At 60.0% G+C, this 20,570-nt stretch carries 20 protein-coding genes; 4 read left to right on the top strand and 16 right to left on the bottom strand.

The features are described 5' to 3' along the window. Positions 1 to 1,276 precede the first annotated feature (1,276 nt). Together AB7Z56_RS07340 and AB7Z56_RS07335 are read left to right on the top strand one after the other, a co-directional pair. Entirely contained in the window at positions 1,277 to 1,510 is a 234-nt protein-coding gene (locus AB7Z56_RS07340; protein WP_187387927.1) for a hypothetical protein, read from the top strand. Positions 1,511 to 2,813: 1,303 nt separating this feature from the next. Beyond that, entirely contained in the window at positions 2,814 to 3,005 is a 192-nt protein-coding gene (locus AB7Z56_RS07335; protein ID WP_028150075.1) for a hypothetical protein, read from the top strand. A gap of 515 nt (positions 3,006 to 3,520) precedes the next feature. Here AB7Z56_RS07335 and AB7Z56_RS07330 read toward each other — a convergent pair. From AB7Z56_RS07330 to AB7Z56_RS07260, 15 genes are all read right to left on the bottom strand, one after another. Beyond that, entirely contained in the window at positions 3,521 to 3,709 is a 189-nt protein-coding gene (locus tag AB7Z56_RS07330; RefSeq protein ID WP_223153873.1) for a hypothetical protein, read from the bottom strand. A gap of 358 nt (positions 3,710 to 4,067) precedes the next feature. After that, positions 4,068 to 4,598 carry a DUF1269 domain-containing protein gene (locus AB7Z56_RS07325; protein ID WP_028150077.1) on the bottom strand — a complete coding sequence of 177 codons (531 nt, stop codon included), beginning with the start codon at positions 4,596 to 4,598 and terminating at the stop codon, positions 4,068 to 4,070. 261 nt (positions 4,599 to 4,859) lie between these two features. Then, positions 4,860 to 5,849, bottom strand: coding sequence for a dihydroxyacetone kinase subunit DhaK (gene dhaK / locus AB7Z56_RS07320; protein WP_063981221.1), 990 nt, complete (start codon positions 5,847 to 5,849; stop codon positions 4,860 to 4,862). A 39-nt stretch (positions 5,850 to 5,888) separates the two neighbouring features. Further along, positions 5,889 to 6,314, bottom strand: a complete 426-nt coding sequence (locus AB7Z56_RS07315) for a hypothetical protein (protein WP_063981220.1) — start codon at positions 6,312 to 6,314, stop codon at positions 5,889 to 5,891. After that, positions 6,311 to 7,909 (bottom strand): phosphoenolpyruvate--protein phosphotransferase, encoded by a 1,599-nt coding sequence (gene ptsP / locus AB7Z56_RS07310; protein WP_063981219.1) that lies wholly within the window; start codon positions 7,907 to 7,909, stop codon positions 6,311 to 6,313. Before ptsP ends, AB7Z56_RS07315 begins: the two co-directional genes overlap by 4 nt. 5 nt (positions 7,910 to 7,914) lie before the next feature. Next, positions 7,915 to 8,229: an HPr family phosphocarrier protein gene (locus AB7Z56_RS07305; protein WP_063981218.1), complete on the bottom strand. Its 315-nt coding sequence runs from the start codon at positions 8,227 to 8,229 to the stop codon at positions 7,915 to 7,917. Further along, a complete protein-coding gene (dhaM, locus tag AB7Z56_RS07300; RefSeq protein WP_028150082.1) occupies positions 8,222 to 8,623 on the bottom strand; it encodes a dihydroxyacetone kinase phosphoryl donor subunit DhaM in 402 nt (133 codons plus the stop codon). The genes AB7Z56_RS07305 and dhaM overlap by 8 nt, the downstream gene beginning before the upstream one ends. Next, positions 8,620 to 9,234, bottom strand: coding sequence for a dihydroxyacetone kinase subunit DhaL (gene dhaL / locus AB7Z56_RS07295; protein WP_063981217.1), 615 nt, complete (start codon positions 9,232 to 9,234; stop codon positions 8,620 to 8,622). The genes dhaM and dhaL overlap by 4 nt, the downstream gene beginning before the upstream one ends. Then, entirely contained in the window at positions 9,231 to 10,238 is a 1,008-nt protein-coding gene (locus AB7Z56_RS07290) for an ABC transporter ATP-binding protein (protein ID WP_063981216.1), read from the bottom strand. Before AB7Z56_RS07290 ends, dhaL begins: the two co-directional genes overlap by 4 nt. Then, on the bottom strand, positions 10,231 to 11,328 hold the full coding sequence (locus tag AB7Z56_RS07285; protein ID WP_063981215.1) for an ABC transporter ATP-binding protein: 1,098 nt from the start codon (positions 11,326 to 11,328) through the stop codon (positions 10,231 to 10,233). The genes AB7Z56_RS07290 and AB7Z56_RS07285 overlap by 8 nt, the downstream gene beginning before the upstream one ends. A gap of 6 nt (positions 11,329 to 11,334) precedes the next feature. Then, positions 11,335 to 11,547: a hypothetical protein gene (locus tag AB7Z56_RS07280; protein ID WP_063981214.1), complete on the bottom strand. Its 213-nt coding sequence runs from the start codon at positions 11,545 to 11,547 to the stop codon at positions 11,335 to 11,337. Next, a complete protein-coding gene (locus AB7Z56_RS07275) occupies positions 11,544 to 12,497 on the bottom strand; it encodes a carbohydrate ABC transporter permease (protein ID WP_028150087.1) in 954 nt (317 codons plus the stop codon). The genes AB7Z56_RS07280 and AB7Z56_RS07275 overlap by 4 nt, the downstream gene beginning before the upstream one ends. Continuing rightward, positions 12,494 to 13,453: a carbohydrate ABC transporter permease gene (locus AB7Z56_RS07270; protein ID WP_014492573.1), complete on the bottom strand. Its 960-nt coding sequence runs from the start codon at positions 13,451 to 13,453 to the stop codon at positions 12,494 to 12,496. Before AB7Z56_RS07270 ends, AB7Z56_RS07275 begins: the two co-directional genes overlap by 4 nt. Positions 13,454 to 13,556: 103 nt before the next feature. After that, entirely contained in the window at positions 13,557 to 14,903 is a 1,347-nt protein-coding gene (locus AB7Z56_RS07265) for an ABC transporter substrate-binding protein (RefSeq protein ID WP_063981213.1), read from the bottom strand. A gap of 422 nt (positions 14,904 to 15,325) precedes the next feature. Next, positions 15,326 to 17,896: an ATP-binding protein gene (locus tag AB7Z56_RS07260; RefSeq protein ID WP_283017541.1), complete on the bottom strand. Its 2,571-nt coding sequence runs from the start codon at positions 17,894 to 17,896 to the stop codon at positions 15,326 to 15,328. 780 nt (positions 17,897 to 18,676) lie between these two features. Here AB7Z56_RS07260 and AB7Z56_RS07255 point away from each other — a divergent pair. After that, a complete protein-coding gene (locus AB7Z56_RS07255; protein WP_084795334.1) occupies positions 18,677 to 19,099 on the top strand; it encodes a hypothetical protein in 423 nt (140 codons plus the stop codon). A gap of 701 nt (positions 19,100 to 19,800) precedes the next feature. Here AB7Z56_RS07255 and AB7Z56_RS07250 read toward each other — a convergent pair. Then, positions 19,801 to 20,016, bottom strand: a complete 216-nt coding sequence (locus AB7Z56_RS07250) for a hypothetical protein (protein WP_063981210.1) — start codon at positions 20,014 to 20,016, stop codon at positions 19,801 to 19,803. Between the two features lie 191 nt (positions 20,017 to 20,207). Between AB7Z56_RS07250 and AB7Z56_RS07245 the strand changes: the two genes are divergently transcribed. Further along, positions 20,208 to 20,495: a PilZ domain-containing protein gene (locus tag AB7Z56_RS07245; RefSeq protein WP_084794970.1), complete on the top strand. Its 288-nt coding sequence runs from the start codon at positions 20,208 to 20,210 to the stop codon at positions 20,493 to 20,495. Positions 20,496 to 20,570: the final 75 nt, after the last annotated feature.

Genomic DNA, 20,570 nt, shown 5'->3' with positions numbered 1-20,570 from the left:
CATCATCTCCGCCCGTGAGAACGTATCGAAGCGCGTACCCGATCAGCCAAGACGCCGCCGCTAGGCCCAGGCCAACCATTGCTAGATAGATGTTGATTCGATCCCAGGCGAAGCCAGCGGCAATAAGCGTCATCCATGCTTGCGCTACCGGCCTGCCGCAGGTGCATGCCGCGCCTACGCGCGCCCAGGTGCTCTTGGCGGCCGAGGGGATGCGACGCAGATCGCGCGCTGCTCGAACTGTGGCTGGACGATGCGGTAGCCTGATGAGGCATTCGCGAATTTGTGTGCGTGTCAGTCGCGGAGATCGCCATCAATATCTGGACTCTCCGGTTCCACGCGCCATAATGAGGCGATGGACGGGATATCCAAAACCTTAAATTGTGCGCGTTGCGGCAAGCCGCTGGTCCTGATAGCGCGACCGGATGGCAAGGGCCCACTCCGGCCGACATGCTTGCATTGCGAGGAAGCCGATCCGATCACGTCGCCCGAGGTCGCCAGGTGGTTTGCTGGGGAATTGCAGCCGCCGAAGGGATAGGCCGTGAGGATCGCTGCCATGGCCGTGACTGCCGCATAGTGCCGAGCTTGAGATGCTCGGGGACGACCGTCGTTGGCCTCAATTGTGTCGACAAATTACGGTACTGATTCGCCAGTGAGCCAGCGTCTCGCAATCGGTTGGTCCTTTGGCCTCTGAACTCACAAGTCACCGACGCGAGTGGCGTGCAATGGGGCCCGGCCCAGCCGGGCCTTTTGTCCTTTGTGAATTATGTGCACTCACTGCACCCTGGGCCCATCGCGACCGAGGACCCTCGTTGGCGCGAACTCACAAATATTCGGCCTGAACTGCCAAGATACAAACTGCCCTTTTTACTATGGCGACCCAGTTGGCCCAACGCACGGGGTGCACTTCGACCGGGGATCGATGACCAATGCGCGTTTTTTTTAGTTGCTTGTTTTGCGGGACGCTTCACAGCGCTATCCAAATAAGGCGGCCGGTCGTGGCAAGCGGGCGCTTCGATTGCAAAGCGTGCGGGCAGACACTGCATCGATGGTGGGCCGTATACGACTTTACAGATTGGAAGGGGCCGCTCGACCAGTAGCGGGCGCGGCCAATCCGGGTCGCCGCACCTTGCCGGCCCCGCTCAAATGCGCCTATGCCCGTCCTCACCCGCCGGCGCGATCCGCACCGCAGCGATTGCTGGCACATCCACTTTGACGACATCACGTCGGCAGCATAGCAAAAGCCGTCGGAAACCCCAGACTCGTCCGAGGTTTGGCAATGGCAGTGCGGCTTCTATCCCGGCTCGAAGCCCGGCAAGCACCGCAAAGGCTCGGCGCCGTCGTTCGAGGCGGCTCCCGCGCGGCGTTCGAGGTGGCATGGAGCGAATATCTGCCCAAAAGCACAGAGGCCAATTTCCGGGCCTCGCGCGTTCATGAGGCGTGGACTCGCGAGAAATACGCGCGCTTTGATTGCGGCGAACGGATACCGTCGGACTGGCGTCAGCATGGCTGAATCCGATGGTTGCTTACGCCGCTTTGACACTCGGATCGTGCTACCCAGCGGCACCGAGCTCATCACGTTGCCCGATGCGATCCGGCACTTCAGCGAGACGGTGCCGAAACGCGAGCACAAGCACCCGCGCGTACTTCTCGCCGCCACCGCGCTGACCGACGCCGCCGAGGGCCGAACCGCGCAGCGATTGCCTCGGATACCGCTGCGCGCCTCTTATCGTCCGCATCTCAACATATCCTCGGATTGTCGCCATTGTCGCAAATGCGGCCGGGCACGCCCCGGACCGACGGACCGAACCATATTGGAATGCCCTCCCAGACAATCCAGCAGCCGCCGGGGCCGGTATTGAATATATGACAGGGCTTGCCGTACACCGTGATGCGCGTTGGCCCGGCTGCGAATTTCTCGCGAGCCACGGCGGTCGTTGTAAGGACGGTGATCGCGATCAATCCAGTCGCCAAGAACTTGATTGTGGTCATCGAGCTTGTCCTTTTGACCCTTGATGGGGGCTGCAACCTTAGCCTGTTTCCTGGGCCAGTGGAGGACCGGATGCGCTTGCTCGTTCGCATCCTGCCTGACGAAGCTCACAGTAGGTAACGGCAAGGACCTATTTGCTCAATCGTCGCAAAGAGTGGCGTTTGGCGCCGGAACGAGGACAAGAGCAAGACGCCCCGGCTCTGTGATTTATTGGGCCTCAAGCGCTTCACGCCGCACGATCTCCGCCGAACGGCGCGCGTCGGCGGTCAAGGCGTCAAGTAAAGCGCGAGCCACGCCAGTCGATTAGACTACTAGGCTCGTAAAGAAGGGCTTGGTTATCTCGACGACCGAGGGTTCTCTCTCATCAGGAGTGGCGGCGGTGACAAACTCGCTTTTGCAGTTAAAGCAGCGCCAAAGGTCATGGATTTCTTGGGCATTGACGCGCTCACGCCACTCTAGATGGACCAACCCAGAACCACATTGAGGGCATTTTTCTGGATGGGGCGTCGAGAAGATTGATGCCATGTGGAACCTCCCTCATTTTCGGCGCAGCGTACGACTGTCTGGGCACCTTGGAATTGATCCACAACAAACAATTTGCCCATTTGTCATCGCCGGGCGGCTTCCAGGTCCGGGACCGTCGAGTGCTGGCGCGCGCCCTCTGCAATCGGGCCTTGCCAGTTGGTACATAAAGGGCGGCGATGTGGCGCATGTCGAATACGGAAGCCGTGATCTTCATGGGTTGGAACGCCCAGGGCCCGCATAAGGTTAGATAGATTGCGCACCATCGCGGCGGCCTGGCCGCACGCTGGATTGGAGGCAGCACATGAAAATCGTGGACGAAGACGGCGAGATCATCGCAACAGCATCCGATGACCATACTTTAATCGGCGGCCACCACCGCCTCGCAGTGGCGGCCAGCCTCGGTAAAAGACTGTTCTGGCGAGATACCGGCGAACCAGTGAAGCTTGATAACTTCTTCAAGCATTATGGAAGTTCTCTTCGACATACAGCCTGAGCCGCTCGCCGAGCGTACATTGTTCGGCGCATCGCAACAACGCCAACGAGGATTTTTGCCATCGCGCATTCCTGGTTTAATTTTTATGCGGTCCCGTACACAAAGGCGGCGCGCCATGTGGCGCAAGTGCGACAATCGATCACCCCCGTTTGGCCCTGGTCTCCGAGGGACCCCGGAAAGCAAATAGGGGCATCGTTGGTTCGCGTCTGACCGCTCTTGCCATCAGCCCGCTCCATTTAAGCTCTCCCTCCCTTTCCCACGCGCCTCTGGCGTGATCGAGGCGGTCGAGGCGGTGCGGCCGGCGGCACTGGCGCAGAGGCGATGCCGCAACGAAGGTTCGAGCGAAAGAAATCAACTGCGACATCTGCCGCAGTTGGGAAGCGCACGGGCAAGAATGGTAACGCCCGCAAGGTGCCGGTCGAGCGGCGCGCCTTGGCCGCCTGGGTCGAGCCTGTGTCACGTCGCGAGATCTGGTCACTTCAAATGACCAATTGCGCGGGCCCGCCGCCGATCTATCAGGTCTGCCTCTTCACGATTTCAAATCCGTTTGCGTGCAATTCCAGCAGTATGCCCTGTGCCAAGTGCGTGCACTCTTCAGACTTGATCCAGTGCGGACTTCTCCAATCCGGGTCGTCTTCCTTTGGGTAACTGGTGAAGGCGGAGCGAATGGCGGCTTCGATCACGTCGATGGGATTGTCCGACATCTGCATCCCTCACGCATTTGGCGAAATAGATCAAAATCCTGGGAATTAAAGAACAAGCCCAGCCGAACACTCACCCGGCGGCCCTCTCCGTTCAGAAGAACGTCACCGCCATCAATGGTTTGATCTAGGTCAACGCTGTGCCTCGGGCTCAGGCACGTGAACGGATCTCACTAAATTTAACGCGGTATGATGAATTGCAAATATATTCATACGGCGCGGTCGCGCGGTCCCGGCACTTGCCTCTGGCCCTCACAAAGGACCCGGAACTGCACCAATGACCGCACCCGGCGCGGCGTCACTGGCCAGAGAGGGCTGCGGTAATGCCGGGAGCGGTCGTCGGCAGGCGGTCGCCATCGTTTCAAGCGCCCGGCAAATCAGGAGGCGAAGCCGCCGGTACCGCCGCTTTGACCTCCGCCAGCGCCGCTTGCAAGGCGGCTTCCTTAGTGTGGTCGAGAGAAGTCTTTAGCACCGTGCCGCCTTCGCCTTTTAGCCTCTCAAGAACCTTGTCTGCCGTGACTTTGCGCACCAGTACGAAGAGCGCTGCGGTTCCGGGTTGAACGGCGGCAGCGGTCTCTTTCATCCATTTGTCGTTGATGCCGACATCCGTTAAATATCCGCTGAGTGTGCCGGACGCGACGCCAAGGGCAGCACCAGCAAGCGGCATCAAAAAGATCAGGCCAATCAGCGTGCCCCAAAAGGCGCCAGTAGCCGCACCAGCAGCCGTGGTATTGATCAGTTGATTTAGTTTGATGTTTCCGTTGCTGTCTTTCACCGCGATCACGGCATCGCCGAGTTCGATCAAATACTCCTTCTGCATGGCCAGCAATTTTTGACGAACTTCCTCCGCCTTCGCCTCGGTTGGAAATGCAATTACGACAAGGTCGCTCATCTGTTCTGCTCCTCTACTCGAACGATTGCTGCCCATGCGAGAGAGGATGCGCCCGGTCGCGCGGGACAGGCAAGCCGCTACGGATAGCGGATGACGGGGCTCCGGGCACAAAGGGAGGCGGCGGGCACACCCGGCACGGGCGGCCCGGCTCGCGAGAACCGACAAGATGAGGCGTCAGGGTGCGAGTCAGGAGACCGCTAACGCCTCTCCCCACACGACGCAGATCTGCGATATCAGCAAAAAATGAGCCGCGCGCGGAAATCAGACGCCCCAACGCAGAGCTGCGGTCTGCACCGGGGCATCCCATAATGTCGTGGCTTTGCGATCGAGCACCGATACGGTGATCGAGACACCGGCCATGTCGAGGGATGTGACGTAGGAACCGGTCAGGAAGCGCGTCACCGTGATCCCCGCGCGATCCAGAGTCCGCTTTGCGACATTGACCATCAGATAGAGTTCGATCAGAGGCGTCGCACCAAATCCGTTAACGAGAAGCAGCACTTCGCTGCCCTTGCTCGGCGCAAGATCCTTCAGGATCGCGTCGAGCACCTCGGCGGCGATCGCATCGGCGGAAGCCAACGGTACCCTGCGCCGGCCAGGCTCGCCATGAATGCCGACGCCCATTTCCATTTCATCGTCGGCCAACGTGAAATTTGGCCGTCCGGCGGCCGGCACAGTGCATGGCAATAGAGCTACCCCCATCGAGCGCGTACGCCGGTTGACTTCATCGCCGAGCGCCTTGAGCGCGGCAAGCGGCATTCCGGTCTCGGCAGCGGCGCCGACCATTTTTTCCACGATCAACGTTCCAGCGACACCGCGACGACCGGTCGTGTAGGTCGACTTTTCGACCGCCACGTCGTCGTTCGTCACCACGCTTGCGACTTCTCGGCCGGCCATCTCGGCTGCCATGGTGAAATTCATCACATCGCCTTCGTAGTTTTTGACGATGAACAGCACACCTGCGCCGGTGTCGACGGCCTCCGCAGCCTCGATCATCTGATCTGGCGTCGGCGAGGTGAAGACCTGGCCAGGACAAGCCGCGTCGAGCATGCCCAGGCCGACAAAGCCCGCATGCAGCGGCTCATGTCCCGAGCCGCCTCCCGAAATCAGCGCAACCTTGCCCGGTTTCAACGTGCGACGGCGCACAAATTTGCGCTCGGCGCCGAGAAGCAGGATATCGGCGTGCGCTGCGGCGAGGCCGTCAAGACTTTCTTCGAGTACAGTATCGGCGCTGTTGATCAGCTTTTTCATGAGCGTTCTCCCAGTCCGGTCTAAAGTTCGATTCAATGGCTAACCGACGCTTTCCGCAAAGCGCGCGAGCTGCGCGGCTAAATCCACGATGAGCTGCTCGAGCGCACGATTCTTCTTGTCGTCACCAAGTTCAGGAACGGTCACGGTAATGACACGCGTGCGCGCTTCGCGGTGGGGTGCGCGCAGTCTTCCGGGGTGCGCGCGGCCATACGCATCGAGAAATGCCGCACGCTCGGCGCTGGACGGATGGCAGACGTCGAAGATGACCGCGACATGCTTCGCCGGGATCGGCACCAGATAAGCCGGATTCGTGATTTGACTCACGAACGAACGATTCTTGCCCAGCGCCGCCGCAAGCTTCAGGCGCGTCCCCGAGGGCCGATTGTCGAGTACCTTTCGCAGGATTATTTTGTATTCTGCGACATTCTTGTCACCGGGCGTGTCCTTGCCGACATCGTCCCTCATGAACTCACCTTTGCGATTGCGGCCTTGAGCCGTGCGACGGCAATCGGCGACACAGAGAGAGTTGTCAATCCGGTCGCGAGCAGCGCCGCCGTGAGGTGAGTGTTGGCCGCGGCGTCGCCACAGAGCGAAACCTCGACGCCTCGCTTTAGCCCGGCCTCGACGGTCGCGGCTATCAGTGCCAGCACAGCCGGATTGCTGGTATCATTGAGGTCAGCGACTGCGCCGATGTCGCGCGCCGCCGCCATGGTGTACTGGGTTAGATCGTTCGAACCGATGGAATAGAATGCAGCGCCAAAATCCGCTGCACAGAGCGCCGCCGCTGGAACCTCGACCATAATGCCGAGCGGCGGTCGAGCGCAGGCAACTCCTTTCGCTTGGAGGGCTGTGAACTCCGCGTCAAGTATTTCGTTCGCGCGGTCCAATTCCGACGGGACCGCAACCATGGGCAACATCACTTTCAGCGTGCCATGGACAGCCGCACGGCAGAGCGCGCGGAGCTGCATGCGAAACACCTCCGGCCGCGCGAGCGAGAGGCGGATACCGCGGAGGCCGAGAAACGGATTGCTCTCACCTTCGACCGTCAAACCGGGAACCTGCTTGTCTCCGCCTGCATCCAAGGTCCGGATCGTCACCGGCTTATCTTGGGCCCAGACGAGAATGTCTCGATAGACCCTGTATTGCGTTTCCTCGTCCGGCAGGCCGTGGGCTGCCTCGAACAGGAATTCCGTGCGTACAAGGCCGATGCCGTCGCAAATTGCGGAATCAAGGTTTGCAAGGTCTTCAGGCCCGGCGACATTGAGCAGAACCGCTATCCGCCGACCATTGGCGACGAAGGCAGGCGCAAGGCTGGTCTCCTCGGCGACAGCCAGTTCGGCCTTCGCAGCCGCCATACGCAGCTCAAAGAGACGGATGGTCTCCGGCTCCGGATCGAAGATGACCCTTCCGGCGTCGCCGTCCACCAGCGCCAAGACGGGTGGCTGTCCATGCCACGACAACGGACCTAACCCAACGACCATCGGCGCCCCGCGCGCTCGCGCCAACATGGCGACATGCGAGGAAGGTGAGCCACTGGCCAGCGCGATCGCGCCGCCTTGCGACCAGTCAGTCGCAAGAAAGGTCGAAGGCGTGATATCTTCAGCCGCAACAATCGAACCGCCCGCGATTCCGGCGACAACATCCACACCGCCCAGATGCGCAAGCACGCGATCGCGGATGTCAACGATATCAACGGCCCGGGCACGGAAATATTCATCTTCAGCCGCGCGATAGCCGGCGATCTCTAGGTCGAGTGCCCGGCGCCAGGCATGGTCGGCAGCGATCCCGATCGCGATAAGTTCATATGCCGTATCTGTGAGTGCATCGTCTTCCAACATGGCGGCCTGGAACTCCAGAATGTCTGCCGCCTCACTCTGAATCGTCTTGATCTGCTCGGCCAGTTGCGCCCTCGCCCCCCCAATCGCCGCCCGCAGCGCTGCAGCCTCCTGCTCCGGATCCTCGCTCGCCATTCGCCCGGCCACGGCCGCAGTCAGCACGGCGACCGGCCCGAACGCGAGGCCCGGCGATGCGGCACGGCCGATAAGTTGGATCTCTGCCACTGCCGTTAAGCCTCACCAAAACCGTCATGCACAAGCGCAAGCATGGCAGCAAGCGCCACCTCTCCGTCCGGTCCGGCGACCCGGAAATGCAGCGTCGCCCCCTGCGGAGCTTTTACACGCATCACCTTCACCGGACTCTTGGCATCCGTCCAAGGCCCGTCTCCAGAGAGGGCGAGTTCGATCTTTGCGGCAAACCTCTTCGCACACTGCGTGAGCTTGACCGACGGCCGCGCATGAAGTCCGACCTTGTTGACGAGAACCGCCGAGGCGGTCAGCGGCACCGACGTCTCAGCTGCCCGGCTGGCGTGGGCATCATGCATAGAATTCCTCCGCGCTACGCTTGACGGCTGCGAGCGATGAGCCACCCGAGGATTCCGTCGCTGCAATCACCGCTCCTTCGACCACCGGAGCATTGCAGACGACGACGCGCGCCCTTCGATCTTCAGCCAACATTTCCACCGCCATCTCGGAATTTGTCTCCGCTCCACCGAGATCAACGAGCACAGCCACACCTGCTGCGGACCACGCCGCCTCGATCGCCTCCAGGATTCCAGCAACATTCGTGCCGAGCCCTCCATCGACATCGCCGCCGGTCCAGGCGAGCGGCACCGCATTGCCCACCATCTGGCGCACCATATCTGCCGCGCCTTCCGCTATCTTGGGCGAATGTGAAACGATAACGATTCCGACATTGCCGCCATTTGGATTGTTCATGACCTTGCCTCGAATTCCAATACTTTGACTGCAGCCCCGATCAACAGGGACGTTGAGCGCGAACCGGGGTCCATGTGACCAATGGAGCGTTCGCCGAGAAAAGAAGCCCTGCCGCGAATAGCGAGCATCGGCGTCGTGCGATCGGCCGCCTGCACCGCTTCTAACGCAATCGCCCGCGCATCGCCGCCTGCAGCCAATACCGCTTGCACGGGCACCAGGACATCCAGCAAGGTTTTCTGTCCTGCCTCCGAGCGTCCGCGCGCCTTTACGGCATTGATTGCCATATCCGTAGCCGCGACAAACTCCGCGCGTGTTGGCTGCTCTGGAAGCGCCTTGCCCAACTCCATGAAGAAGGTGCCAACCAGCGGCCCAGAAGCTCCGCCAACCTTCATGACCAGCGTCATTCCGATCGACTTCAGCATTTCTGGCAGAGACTTGTCCGCAAGGCCGGGCAACGTCGCGAGCACAGCCTCGAAGCCGCGTTTCATGTTCAGCCCATGATCGCCGTCACCGATCGCCTGGTCGAGGCTGGTCAGTTCGTCGGCGTGCTGGATCACCGATTCCGCAAGCGCCCGCACCAGATTCTCCCTAGAGGTCCGATCGAGACTCATGCCGCGACCCTCCCGCCGGCCGCATCGAAGAACAGCGGCCTGTTAAGGCGTAGCGACACGACGTCGCCGACGTCTAACCTCGCCTCAGGGTCCGCCAACGTCACGACAGGTTGGCCGCCGAGATCGAGATGGACATGGCTCTGGTCGCCGAGATGTTCGACCCGCGTGACGGTGGCCGACACGTCCCCGCCGCTGCGTGCGATCGCCAGGTGCTCGGTACGAGCGCCAATCGTCTTAACGCCGGGCGGAACGCCGGCAAACAGAGTTGCCGGCAGCAGGTTGATCATCGGCTGGCCGAGCCGGGCAGCGACATAGGCGTTGACCGGGTTCTCGTAAATCTCGCGCGGCGTGCCGATCTGCATCAGCCGCCCGGCCTCCATCACGCCGATGCGCGATGCCATGGTCATAGCCTCGGTTTGATCGTGGGTGACGTAGAGGATCGTCGCGCCGAGATCGATCTGGATGCGCTTAAGCTCCAGGCGCATTTCACCGCGCAGCTTGGCATCGAGCGAAGAAAGCGGCTCGTCCATCAGGTAGATCGAGGGCGAGCGCACCAGAGCGCGGCCAATCGCAACGCGCTGCATCTGCCCGCCCGACAACTGGGTCGCCTTGCTGTGGAGCTTGGCCTCGATATGGAGAAGACGCGCAACCTGTTCGACCTTTGCGCGAATTTCGGCCTCCGGCAGGCGCCGAGTCGGCGCGCGTAGCGCAAAGGCCATGTTCTCGAACACGGTCAGATGCGGGTACAACGAATATTGCTGGAATACGAAGGCGACGTCACGATCCGCCGGCGCATCACTGGTCACATCGCGTCCGTCGATGCGGACCGAGCCGCTGTCGGGCGCCTCTAATCCGGCAACGAGACGCAGCGTCGTTGTCTTGCCGGCGCCGGTCGGCCCCAGCAACGCAACAAATTCGCCATCTCCAATGGTGAGGGACAGATCGACGACGGCTTGCGTCTTGCCAAACGCCTTGGAGACCGCCCCGATCTCGACTTCAGCCATGCTTGCCTCCCTCGTGCAATGCGGTGCGTATTGCCCGTCCCGACCCCTGGTCGAAGAGCGACAACGTATCGGGCCGAAAATCGAGCCCGACATTCATCCCAATCCGAAAGGGCATGCTGGCGGGCGAGCGGGCCTTGAGAGCGCCGTAAGGCGTCGTCACCGTCACGATCTGCGTCGTGCCGAGATATTCCGACCCATAGATCTCGCCCCGCACCATGCCGCTATCGGAAAAACGCACATGCTCGGGTCTGACGCCCAGGACAAGGTCGCTCTCCACCAGAGCCTCGCGTGCGGTGGGTATCGCAACGTCGCGATCCCCGAGCCGGATCGCCTGCGCCCCGGCTTGCAGGCTGCCGCGAAACGGCAGGAAATTCATCGCTGGAGAACCGATGAAGTCCGCGACGAAGAGCGAAACAGGCCGGTCATAAATGTCGCGCGGACTCGCAATCTGCTCGACCACGCCGTTGTTCATCACCGCAATCAGGTCCGCCATTGCCATGGCCTCCAGTTGATCATGCGTGACGTAAACGGTGGTCGCGCCAAGCCGGTCATGCAGCGCGCGCAATTCCTGGATCATCGCCTCGCGCATCTCGGTATCGAGCGCTCCGAGCGGCTCGTCCATCAGGAAGCACTTCGGCTTGCGGACGATCGCCCGCCCAAGCGCGACGCGCTGACGGTCGCCGCCGGTGAGGGTCGAAACCGACCGATCAAGGAGGTGGGAGATACGCAGGATCCGAGCGGCCTCCACCACGCGCCGGTCGCACTCCGCGGCTCCGATGCCCTCGCATTTAAGCGGAAAGCCGATATTGCGCCGGACATTCATGTGCGGATAGAGCGCAAATAGCTGGAAGACGAAGGCGATATCTCGCGCGGAGGCACGGTTCATCGTCACGTCCTCACCGTCGAGCCTGATCGTGCCGGATGTCGGCAATTCCAGTCCTGCAATCATCCGCAGCGTTGTCGTTTTGCCGCAGCCGGACGGCCCAAGCAGACAAAGGAACTGGCCGTCATCCACCGTAAAGCTCGCGCCCTTGACTGCGTGAAACTCTCCAAAGGATTTGTTGAGCGCTTCAACCCTGATCTGTGCCATCGAGCGCTACTCCCGGACCTTCGAGACGATCGTGAACATCACCGTCCCAAAGAGAGTGACCGCGAAAGACCAGGAATAAAGCGTCAGAAAAAACGGCTGCATCAGCATGACCACGCCTGCGGCAATGATCGCCGTCGCGATGGCCTCCAGCGGACCGCGCCGCAACATTCTGCTCGTCAGGTTAACGTTCGGCGTTGACGTGTTCACATCAAGGTTCATTTGCGAACGGCCCCAAAGGTAATCCCGCGCAGAAGATGCTTGCGAAGCAGCACCGTGAACACGACGATCGGCACAAGAAAGATCGTCGTGCCGGCGGCTACGGCCGGCCAATCCTGGCCGCCTTCGCCAATGATGATCGGAATGAATGGGGGCGCGGTCTGAGCGTTGCCAGAGGTCAGAAGCACAGCAAAGGCGTATTCGTTCCACGCAAAAATAAGGCAGAAAATCGCCGTCGCCGCGATCCCCGTCGTCGCCTGCGGTAGAACCACCTTCACGAACGCCTGAAAGCGCGTATAGCCATCGATCATTGCCGCTTCTTCGTATTCACGCGGGATTTCGTCGATGAAGCCCTTGAGTAGCCAGACAGCGAGCGAGACGTTCACCGAAGTGTAGAGCAGGATCATCCCGAGACGGGTATCCGATAGCCCGACGGTCCGGTACATCAGGTAGATCGGGATCGCGACCGCGATTGGCGGCATCATTCTGGTCGACAGAATGAAGAACAGGAGGTCGTCCTTGAGAGGCACGCGGAAGCGCGAAAAACCATAAGCCGAGAGCGTACCGAGCGCGACGGCAAGCACCGTCGAGCCAAAGGCGATGATCAGCGAGTTGATGAAGCGCGGCACGTAGTTCGACGGCCCGGCGACAACCATGTTGCGGCTGCGCGCGATGTTGTCACAAAGCCCCTGCGGCGGCCCCAGCGTCTGGATAAACTCCTGAGTCTGACGCGAGCGTGTTGTGAAGACATTGCAATAGCCTTCAAGGGAGGGCTTGAAGAGGACCTTCGGCGGATAGGAGATCGCATCGTCAGGCGACTTGAACGAGGTGAGCACGATCCATATCAGCGGAACCATCGTTATGATGGCATAGAGTATGACGAGCAGACCGGCAAAGCGGCGAGTGCCGGTCGACGGTTCGACGACTGAGTGGGCTGCATTTGAGGCGCTCATCTGCTTTTCACCCGGTTCAGCGCCTTGACGTAGATGTTGGCAAGGCCAAACACTGTCACGAACAGAATGATCGCGAAGGCCGAGGAATAGCCGGTTCGCCAACTCTCAAAGGCCGCGCGCTTCAGTGTGATCGAAGCGACTTCCGTGGTCGAGCCCGGCCCTCCTCCGGTCAGGAGGTTGACCATGTCGAACATCTTGAAATTCTCGATCCCGCGAAAGAGCACCGCGAGCATGATGAACGGCAGAGCCATCGGCAGCGTGATCGACCAGAACTGCCGCCAATTCGACGCGCGGTCGACCTCCGCTGCCTCATAAATGTAATCCGGGATCGACCGCAGCCCCGCCAGGCAAATCAGCATCACGTAAGGCGTCCACATCCAGGCGTCGACGATGACGATGGCCCACGGGCTGAGGGTCACGTCTCCCAGCATCTGGAACGACGAAGCGCCGCGCCCCGTGAAGAAGGCGACCACGTAGTTGAACAGCCCGATCTGCGGCTGATAGAGGAAGGTCCAGAAATTGCCGACAACCGCTGGTGAGAGCATCATCGGCAACAGAATGATCGTGGTCCACAGGCCATGGCCACGGAATTTCTTGTCGATCAGGAACGCAAGGCCGAATCCGAGCACAGTCTCGATCAGCACGGTCCAAACCACGAAATGCGCCGTGACCTGCATTGCCGCCCAGATATCCGGATCGGTCAGGATCGACTGGTACCAATCGGTCCCCAGCCATAGCGTCGGCGCGTTCGGCCGATTGGCGCGGTAGTTGGTAAATGACAGGTAGATCGTCCATACCAGCGGGAAGATATTGATCGCCAGCAGCAGCACGATCGTCGGCGTGATGAAGAGCCATGCGAGCGCCTGGTCCGAAAGGCCGCGGATACGACGTATCACGCCTGGTCGGATCGGGACGGCCCGGTAGGTGATCTGCGACGAAGTGCTCAAATCGTTCATGGCCCTGGTCAATCCTGGCGTCGCGATTGTCGACTATGCGACGCCTGCGGGTTCTACCGAAGAGAGCCTGGAGCGCGCTCGGCGTGCGCTCCAGGCGTTTGCCCTAGAACTTCTTGCCTTCTTCCTTGAAGATCGCCTTCCAGTCCTTGACCAGGCCATCGAGCGCTTCCTGCGCGGTGCCCTTGTCCGCCACCACGTAGTCATGCACGCGCTTCTGTTCGGCTTGCAGGAGTTGGGCATAGGAAGGCTCGGCCCAGAAGTCGACGACCATTCCCATCGACTTCAAAAACTCGCCGGCAAACGGCGCGCTGTTCGGGAAGCCCGGATCGTTCAACACTGACTTGGCGCAGGAATAGCCGCCTAGCGCCCACCACTTCTTCTGCACATCTCCACCGGAGAACCATTTGATATATTGCAGCGCCTCGGCCTGGTTCTTGGAATAAGAAACGACCGAGATGCCCTGCCCGCCGAGCTGCGTCGCCCGAGTCGCGGGGCCGGCGGGATTGCTGAAGAAGCCGATCTTGTCCCCACCGACGTTCGGATCTTTGTAGAGGCCCGGGAAGAAGGCGAAGAAGTTCATCTGAAGCGCGACTTGCCCCGACTTGAACGCATCAAGCCCTTCGGACATGTAGGAGTTGGATGCGCCGGGGGGCGTGCAGCACTTGTAGAGCTCCTTGTAGGCCTCGAGCCCCTTCACGGCGCCAGGCGAGTTGACGAACCCGTCCATTGAATACGGCTTCTTCGGATCCTGATACTGGAAGCCGTAATCATAGAGGTAGTTCGACACGCCCATGGTGATGCCTTCCGAGCCCCGCTCGGTATAGATCGAAGCGCCATAGACCTTCTTGCCGTCGATCTCGCGGCCCTGGAAGAATTTTGCGATGTCGCGCAGTTCATCGAGCGTCTTCGGCACGGCGAGATCGCGGCCGTACTTGGCCTTGAAATCCGCCTGGATCTCAGGCCGCGCAAACCAGTCTTTGCGATAGGTCCAGCCCACCGCGTCACCCATGGCGGGCAGCGCCCAATAGTTCGGGCTGTTCTTCGGCCACTCGGAATAGCCGACCACTGTCGCCGGCATGTAGTCGTCCATGCTGATTCCTTCCTTTGTGAAGAAATCGTTGAGCTTGACGTACTGACCGTTCTCGGCGGCGCCCCCGATCCATTGCGAATCCCCGATGATGAGATCGCACAGCGAGCCATGCGAATTGAGCTCGTTCAGGAAGCGGTCGGCATAGTTGGTCCACGGCACGAACTCGAACTTCATGCCGACGCCGGTCTTGGCGGTGAAATCCTTCGACAGTTCGACCAGGGCGTTGGCAGGATCCCACGCGGCCCAGCACAGCGTGATGGTCTTGGCCTGCGCATGCGCAGGAGTAGTCCCCACTCCGACACCGAGCGCGGATGCGAGAACTCCGAACGTAGTAAGAAGCGCCTTTACTGTCTGTTTCATAACGCTTTCCCTCCCAGTGGGGCCGGCCATCGACATGGCGCGACTCTCCAACCCGCTCGAATGCTTCGAGCAGAGCGATACAGTCCTTCACGGGCTGAACGACTAAACGGACGTTTCCTCGCGCCTGCCTGGATTCTTAGGGATTCAGCCAAGCTCGATTTGTTTAGTGAAACACTATATACTAAACATTGCAAGCACGCTCTTAAGTCGCTCGGTCATGGTGCCCCTCGCGAAATTGAGGCAGCAACCATGCGCTCAACCGGTACTGGCTATGCGATCTGCGCCACCTTGAGTTACGTCAGGGACTTTGCGTTCGAGCACGGCTGCCTCGACCTGATCCGCAAGAACCGTAAGATGGCTGGCTCTAGAGACGAATACGCATTGTCGCTATGGACGGCGATGCCGTCTGGCTTCGTGCCTGCCTAAACATCTTCTTTCTGAAGAAGAGAATGCAGACGTTGAGCGAGTTCGGCCACGCCAAAGGGCTTGTGAATAATCGGGAACTCGTCTGTCGCCCCGTGACGCGCGAGCACGTCTCCCACGTAGCCCGACGTAAGTAATATCTTGATCCTGCTGTTCCGCCGCTTTGCTTCGCGAGCAAGCTCGACGCCATTGGGACCATTCGGCATGACAACATCGCTGAACAGAAGATCGAACCCCTGATCGCTGTCGAGAATTCGGATGGCTTCGGTACCGTTGTGAGCAAGGCGAATCCGATAGCCAAAGCTCGTCAGCATTGCAGACACGACTTCCAACAGATCTTCATTGTCCTCGACCAAAAGAATTCGCTCGGAGCCTCCCGGCATAGCCCGGGTCTGTTCAGTTTCCACCTCGTCGCGAGCCTCCTGATTGGCTCTCGGCAGGTACAGTGAGATCGTGGTGCCGGCGTTAGGGGCACTTTCGACTGAAATATAGCCACCGGATTGCCGGACAAAGCCATACACCATGCTGAGACCGAGGCCAGTGCCCTTGCCAACTTCCTTGGTAGTGAAGAAGGGCTCGAAAATCCGGTCTCGCACCTCGGGAGACATCCCCTGCCCCGTATCCGAGACGGACAGCCTCACATATGATCCGGCCGGACATCCAGCGACGGCTTCCCGATCCAGAACGACGTTCCGCGCCTCGATCTCGAGCACTCCGCCGCCCGGCATCGCATCGCGGCCGTTCAGCGCTAGATTGAGAAGGGCAGTCTCCAGCAGGGATGGATCCACCTGACAGAGCCACAATCGCTCGTCGATCTTCAGCCTGACCTCGCATTCTGCGCCGACCGCCTGACGGACGAGCCCCTGGAAGTTGGAGATCAGCTCGTTGGCATTGATCAGTTTAGGGTTGAGCTTTTGCCGTCGAGAGAAAGCGAGGAGCTGTGCGGTGAGCTTCGCCCCCCGGTCGGCGGCACGCCGCGCAGTCGCGGCGAAGCGCCGGATCTTGCCGTCATTTGCCGCGCGCTCGATGAGATCAAGGTTTCCCGAAACGACGGCAAGCAGGTTGTTGAAGTCATGGGCAACACCGCCCGTGAGCTGTCCGACGGACTCCATCTTCTGACTCTGATGAAGCTGCTCCTCGATGCGCTGGCGCGCCTCCACGGCATGCTTTTGCTCGGTGACGTCTCGAAAGAAGATCGCGATCCCTTCGCCAGAAGGAAACGCGTTGATCGCATACCAAGCGGCACGACGAGGACAGTGCGCTTCGAACGAAACCGGACGGCGGTCCGACATGACTTCCCGAAGCTGCTCGACGATTCCCGTATCGGCGGCATCCAGAAGCGACGCCTGCAGGTGCATTCCAATCAGATCACGCCCCTGAGCGATCTGAGACCAGGCCCTCTGGTTGAAGAAGCTGATCCGCCAATCGTGGTCGACGATCACGACGCTGTCGGTTGTGCTTTCGAAGAGCATCGTAAGCCGGGCCGCGGCGTCCTCGGCCTTCTCTTTTGCATCGGACAATTCCTGCTCGCGGCGATCCAGCGCATCGGCCATGGTGTTGAAGGCGCCGGCTACGCCCGCGATTTCAGAACTGCCGCGGATATTCACACGGCGAGCATAGTCGCCGAGACGCCATCGGTTCGCGGCGTCAACTAATAGTCCGAGCGGCCGATGGATGAATTGCCGGGCGCCGAGCAGCGTCAGGCCCAGCACCATCATGGCGCTGAGGGCGATGAGGAAGATGTCGTGTCGGGTCCGGCTCTGGATCTCGGCAAAGGCGTTCGCCTTGTCGAGGCCGAAGCTGACGCGAAGTCCCCCAGAATCGGGCCCGAGAGTCGAGAAACCCACGATCCTCTCGACGCCGTCGACATCAACCAGGTCGGCTGCGAGACCGTCGCCATACTGCCTCTCATCACCAACGCGAACCAATTTCTTACCGACAAATCGGTCATTGTCCGGATAGCGGGCAAGGTAGGTGCCGTTGCGATCGGTGATGGCCAGCGCGTCTCCCGCCGGAACACCCGCGCGCGCGATGTAGTCCGCTAACCAGTCCAGGCCGAGAGGCGCAATGATGACGCCCCCTGGCTGACCATCATCTCCGTAGAAAGGCAGCGCGAACTGAATGAGTTTCCGATCGACGGACAGACCGATCGAGAATTGTCCCACCGTAAACGCGCCCGTCTTCAACGCGTCCGCAAAGTAGGGACGCCCGGAGACATTCACCGGCTTGCGATCTGTGTTTGTATCGCAGAAGGGCTGGCCACTCAGATCGGTCGCGACGAAAGTGAGGAAAGCCGGAAACCGGGACCTCATCCCTGCCATCGCCGCATTGCACCCCTGGCTATCTTTCGCCTTTATCGCAGGGAGTTCGGACAGCGCAATCAGGACCTGCCGAATGCCCTGAACGATCTGTTGCTGCTGTTCGGCGGCGAGCTTAGCGAGACCGAGCGCCTGATTCTGTACGTCCACTTGGCGCGCGCGTCGAAGGTTAACTTCGTTGTACGCCTGAATCGAGATAGCGGGCAATAACGCGACTGCGACAAGCGCCAACAGGCGCGACAAGATGGTCATTCTCTGCCGTATTCAAATCGTCCCGGAGCTTGCTGTGCATTTCAATCCCAATGGCCATACGCTTATAGGCGTTCGTTATTCCAATCACGATCGTGAGAACCACGAGTGACCGCTCGTTGAACATGCGCGGCGGCGCGAGCTTTCATCCGCACCCGCTTTCAAATGACACATGTTGCATGTTCGCCCCTGCAATCCCGCCCTACTCGTGAGCGCCATGACATCGCGCGGTGGTACAGCCACAATCGACAATCTTGGTACTGTTTTTTTGAGCGGGCATCGCGCATCTATCTGCCGAGACCAACGGCAACTCGGATGTAACTTCGACCTGTGGAACGACGGTTCGAATGCGTCGGGCGCGATCGCGCCGCGGCGTCGGAGTATTGCGTCGGTAAGACCAAACCTACTTTGCTTAAAGCACCGCCTTGCTCATGATCGCTCATGAAATGCCAGGCGATCACAGATCCGATCTGGACCGCGCCAGCGAACCGGCAAGCGCCGGTACTTCATCGCCCAACCATCCTGGAAAAGCTGGCGGTGATGGAGTTATGGTCCAACGAATCGGCGGATGTGTTTCGGTAACGGAAGGAGCCACCTGGATCGGTTCCGTTACAAGCGCCTTTATCTTGTCGAAGTCTGCCTTTGACCCTCCAGGCACGATTAACCTTGGCGGTTAGGCTTACCGAGCAAGCATCTCCGCGAGAAGCTTGACGGCCGATCTATGAGCCGTTGGCCAGAACCGATAGATTGTAAGGATTGAGTCGTTGCGTTCGAGTGGCGCGCGTGAGTTTTCAGCTTTCCATATTGAAGATTTTGGCAGGGCAGCCAGACGGCCGGGGAAACCTTGAGCTTATCAAGCTGCATCTCGCGGTTTTCTATACGAGCGGCCCTGAATGGACGTTGCGTATGAAGCGTCTCGCTGAACTTGCGCCGGATCTTGATGCGTTCAGCCAAGGCCTCATCACTCGCGAACGCGGCGCTTGGACTATCACGAACCAAGGACGCGACTTCCTTGCCAAACTCGAGGGGGCTGCCTTGGGTGCAACGCCGGCCATACGGCCCCCCGACCCAGCCGAGCCGGTTGAGGTCGAGCAAGCCTCGCCAATAGCTCCTCCAGCGGCGGCTTCTCTGCCGAAAGTACTGGAGCGATCGCACGGGCGCCCCCAAGGCAAACACCGCAAGAACCATCGCAAACGATCGGCTTAAGTCGGCGGAATCTTAGATCGGTTCGGTCTAAGACGGATCGACCTCCTCAGCCCTACGGTTGGTCAGTGGGGCGAGAAGGCGCGCGATGGCCTCGTAATGGCGATGTACTGCCTCGAATACTCCCCGCTCTCCGAAGATGACCGTCTGCGGGCGCGTCAGCCGTCGTAACGAGAAGGGCAGCGGTCGAAAGAAGCAGCGAGTGACGGGTCGTGATTGTTGGATGCGGTACGTTTCTCATCGCTTAACTCCAAATCGGGGCAACACTTTTGCGCGGTCGACCCACAAAACCGCTTCCGACTTTTGATCAATCGTTATCGTTGTGCCTCGCTATCCGACCAACACGTAATTGCGCGAGTGTTGTTCGGATACCTTTGTGGGCGAACCTAAGAACCAAATCACCAGATCGGCGTTATCCCGGCACTATGGAGCCGTTTCGCGGAGGTCTAATGATGGACCCGAATCGAGCAGCTTTACTCCTATCTGCTATCGCTCTGGCCATCGCCATTGGATCGGCAATCACGTCAGAGCACCTCGATACTCGTACGGCCAGCAACGACGCACCTCCCGGAACGGTAGGCCTCGCTAGACCGCACCCGCCGCTGGACCGTGCGCCAGGTGAACCGATACAAACGGTAGGCGGGCCGCCTGGCGCGAGTATTCGGCAGCGTCCCTGACCGAACACTGGCCACCCAGCGAGAGCGCTACCGAAGCTCCTTGATGTTGCCGGTGCTGTCGACGATGAGCGACCGCTCCGTACCCTCCTTGATTGCTCGGTAGGTCTTGATCTTGCCGCTCGGGACCTCCTGAATCTGCGAATAGCCCGCGGCACGTAACTTGGCCTCAATCTCCCCCTGCGTCAGGGCGAGCACAGGCGAGGACGCCCCGACCGTTACAACAATGGCAATGACTGATCGCATCGTTCGCCTCCTGGCTCCGCCAGAGGATGCGATGGCTCCTACCGTTTTTGGCGGCGCGCACTGTCTCACTGAAGTTCGCCAATTTTCGCTAGCGATTAGTCGAGCTACAAAGCGCGAATCGCTAACTCTTGTTAATCATTGGGGCACACGCTCTACGTCAGATATTTCATACTTCTATTTTTTTGCCGCGCATGGCCTTTGGTCGAAGAAAATCGGACCGTGTTCAATTTGCCCATCAGCACGCCGTCAACTTGATGGCTGTGGTTGGCACTTGGAGCCGAGTCTGCGTTCTCAAAGACATTTCGGCAACGGGGGCAAAGCTAGAGGTTGAGGGCTCGACTGACGTCCTAACCTCGCGAGAGTTCTTCCTAGTTCTATCGTCAACGGGCCTCGCATTTCGCGGCTGTCAGTTGGTCTGGTTGGATGGACCAGCCGCTGGCGTGCATTTCATCCACGATAAGAGGAAGTCTGCGTCGTGAGCGCCATGCTGCAAAACATGGAGCTGATCGTCCAGCGCAGCTTGCCTACTCTTGACGTAGAGTCCCTTGAATGTT

It is taken from the genome of Bradyrhizobium sp. 482_C4_N1_8 (assembly GCF_052075965.1).
Taxonomy (GTDB): Bacteria; Pseudomonadota; Alphaproteobacteria; order Rhizobiales; family Xanthobacteraceae; genus Bradyrhizobium; species Bradyrhizobium barranii.
This window is presented reverse-complemented; position numbering and strand designations above follow the sequence as displayed.

What these genes read in the sequence shown, in the direction of transcription:
- AB7Z56_RS07325 (WP_028150077.1), bottom strand. Translation starts at nt 4,598, where the DNA reads ATGAGCGACCTTGTCGTAATTGCATTTCCAACCGAGGCGAAGGCGGAG.
- AB7Z56_RS07290 (WP_063981216.1), bottom strand. Translation starts at nt 10,238, where the DNA reads ATGGCTGAAGTCGAGATCGGGGCGGTCTCCAAGGCGTTTGGCAAGACG.
- dhaL (WP_063981217.1), bottom strand. Translation starts at nt 9,234, where the DNA reads ATGAGTCTCGATCGGACCTCTAGGGAGAATCTGGTGCGGGCGCTTGCG.
- AB7Z56_RS07265 (WP_063981213.1), bottom strand. Translation starts at nt 14,903, where the DNA reads ATGAAACAGACAGTAAAGGCGCTTCTTACTACGTTCGGAGTTCTCGCA.
- AB7Z56_RS07285 (WP_063981215.1), bottom strand. Translation starts at nt 11,328, where the DNA reads ATGGCACAGATCAGGGTTGAAGCGCTCAACAAATCCTTTGGAGAGTTT.
- AB7Z56_RS07280 (WP_063981214.1), bottom strand. Translation starts at nt 11,547, where the DNA reads ATGAACCTTGATGTGAACACGTCAACGCCGAACGTTAACCTGACGAGC.
- AB7Z56_RS07245 (WP_084794970.1), top strand. Translation starts at nt 20,208, where the DNA reads ATGGCCTTTGGTCGAAGAAAATCGGACCGTGTTCAATTTGCCCATCAG.
- AB7Z56_RS07270 (WP_014492573.1), bottom strand. Translation starts at nt 13,453, where the DNA reads ATGAACGATTTGAGCACTTCGTCGCAGATCACCTACCGGGCCGTCCCG.
- AB7Z56_RS07335 (WP_028150075.1), top strand. Translation starts at nt 2,814, where the DNA reads ATGAAAATCGTGGACGAAGACGGCGAGATCATCGCAACAGCATCCGAT.
- AB7Z56_RS07260 (WP_283017541.1), bottom strand. Translation starts at nt 17,896, where the DNA reads ATGACCATCTTGTCGCGCCTGTTGGCGCTTGTCGCAGTCGCGTTATTG.
- dhaK (WP_063981221.1), bottom strand. Translation starts at nt 5,849, where the DNA reads ATGAAAAAGCTGATCAACAGCGCCGATACTGTACTCGAAGAAAGTCTT.
- AB7Z56_RS07340 (WP_187387927.1), top strand. Translation starts at nt 1,277, where the DNA reads ATGGCAGTGCGGCTTCTATCCCGGCTCGAAGCCCGGCAAGCACCGCAA.
- AB7Z56_RS07250 (WP_063981210.1), bottom strand. Translation starts at nt 20,016, where the DNA reads ATGCGATCAGTCATTGCCATTGTTGTAACGGTCGGGGCGTCCTCGCCT.
- AB7Z56_RS07330 (WP_223153873.1), bottom strand. Translation starts at nt 3,709, where the DNA reads ATGTCGGACAATCCCATCGACGTGATCGAAGCCGCCATTCGCTCCGCC.
- AB7Z56_RS07315 (WP_063981220.1), bottom strand. Translation starts at nt 6,314, where the DNA reads ATGAGGGACGATGTCGGCAAGGACACGCCCGGTGACAAGAATGTCGCA.
- AB7Z56_RS07305 (WP_063981218.1), bottom strand. Translation starts at nt 8,229, where the DNA reads ATGCATGATGCCCACGCCAGCCGGGCAGCTGAGACGTCGGTGCCGCTG.
- AB7Z56_RS07275 (WP_028150087.1), bottom strand. Translation starts at nt 12,497, where the DNA reads ATGAGCGCCTCAAATGCAGCCCACTCAGTCGTCGAACCGTCGACCGGC.
- dhaM (WP_028150082.1), bottom strand. Translation starts at nt 8,623, where the DNA reads ATGAACAATCCAAATGGCGGCAATGTCGGAATCGTTATCGTTTCACAT.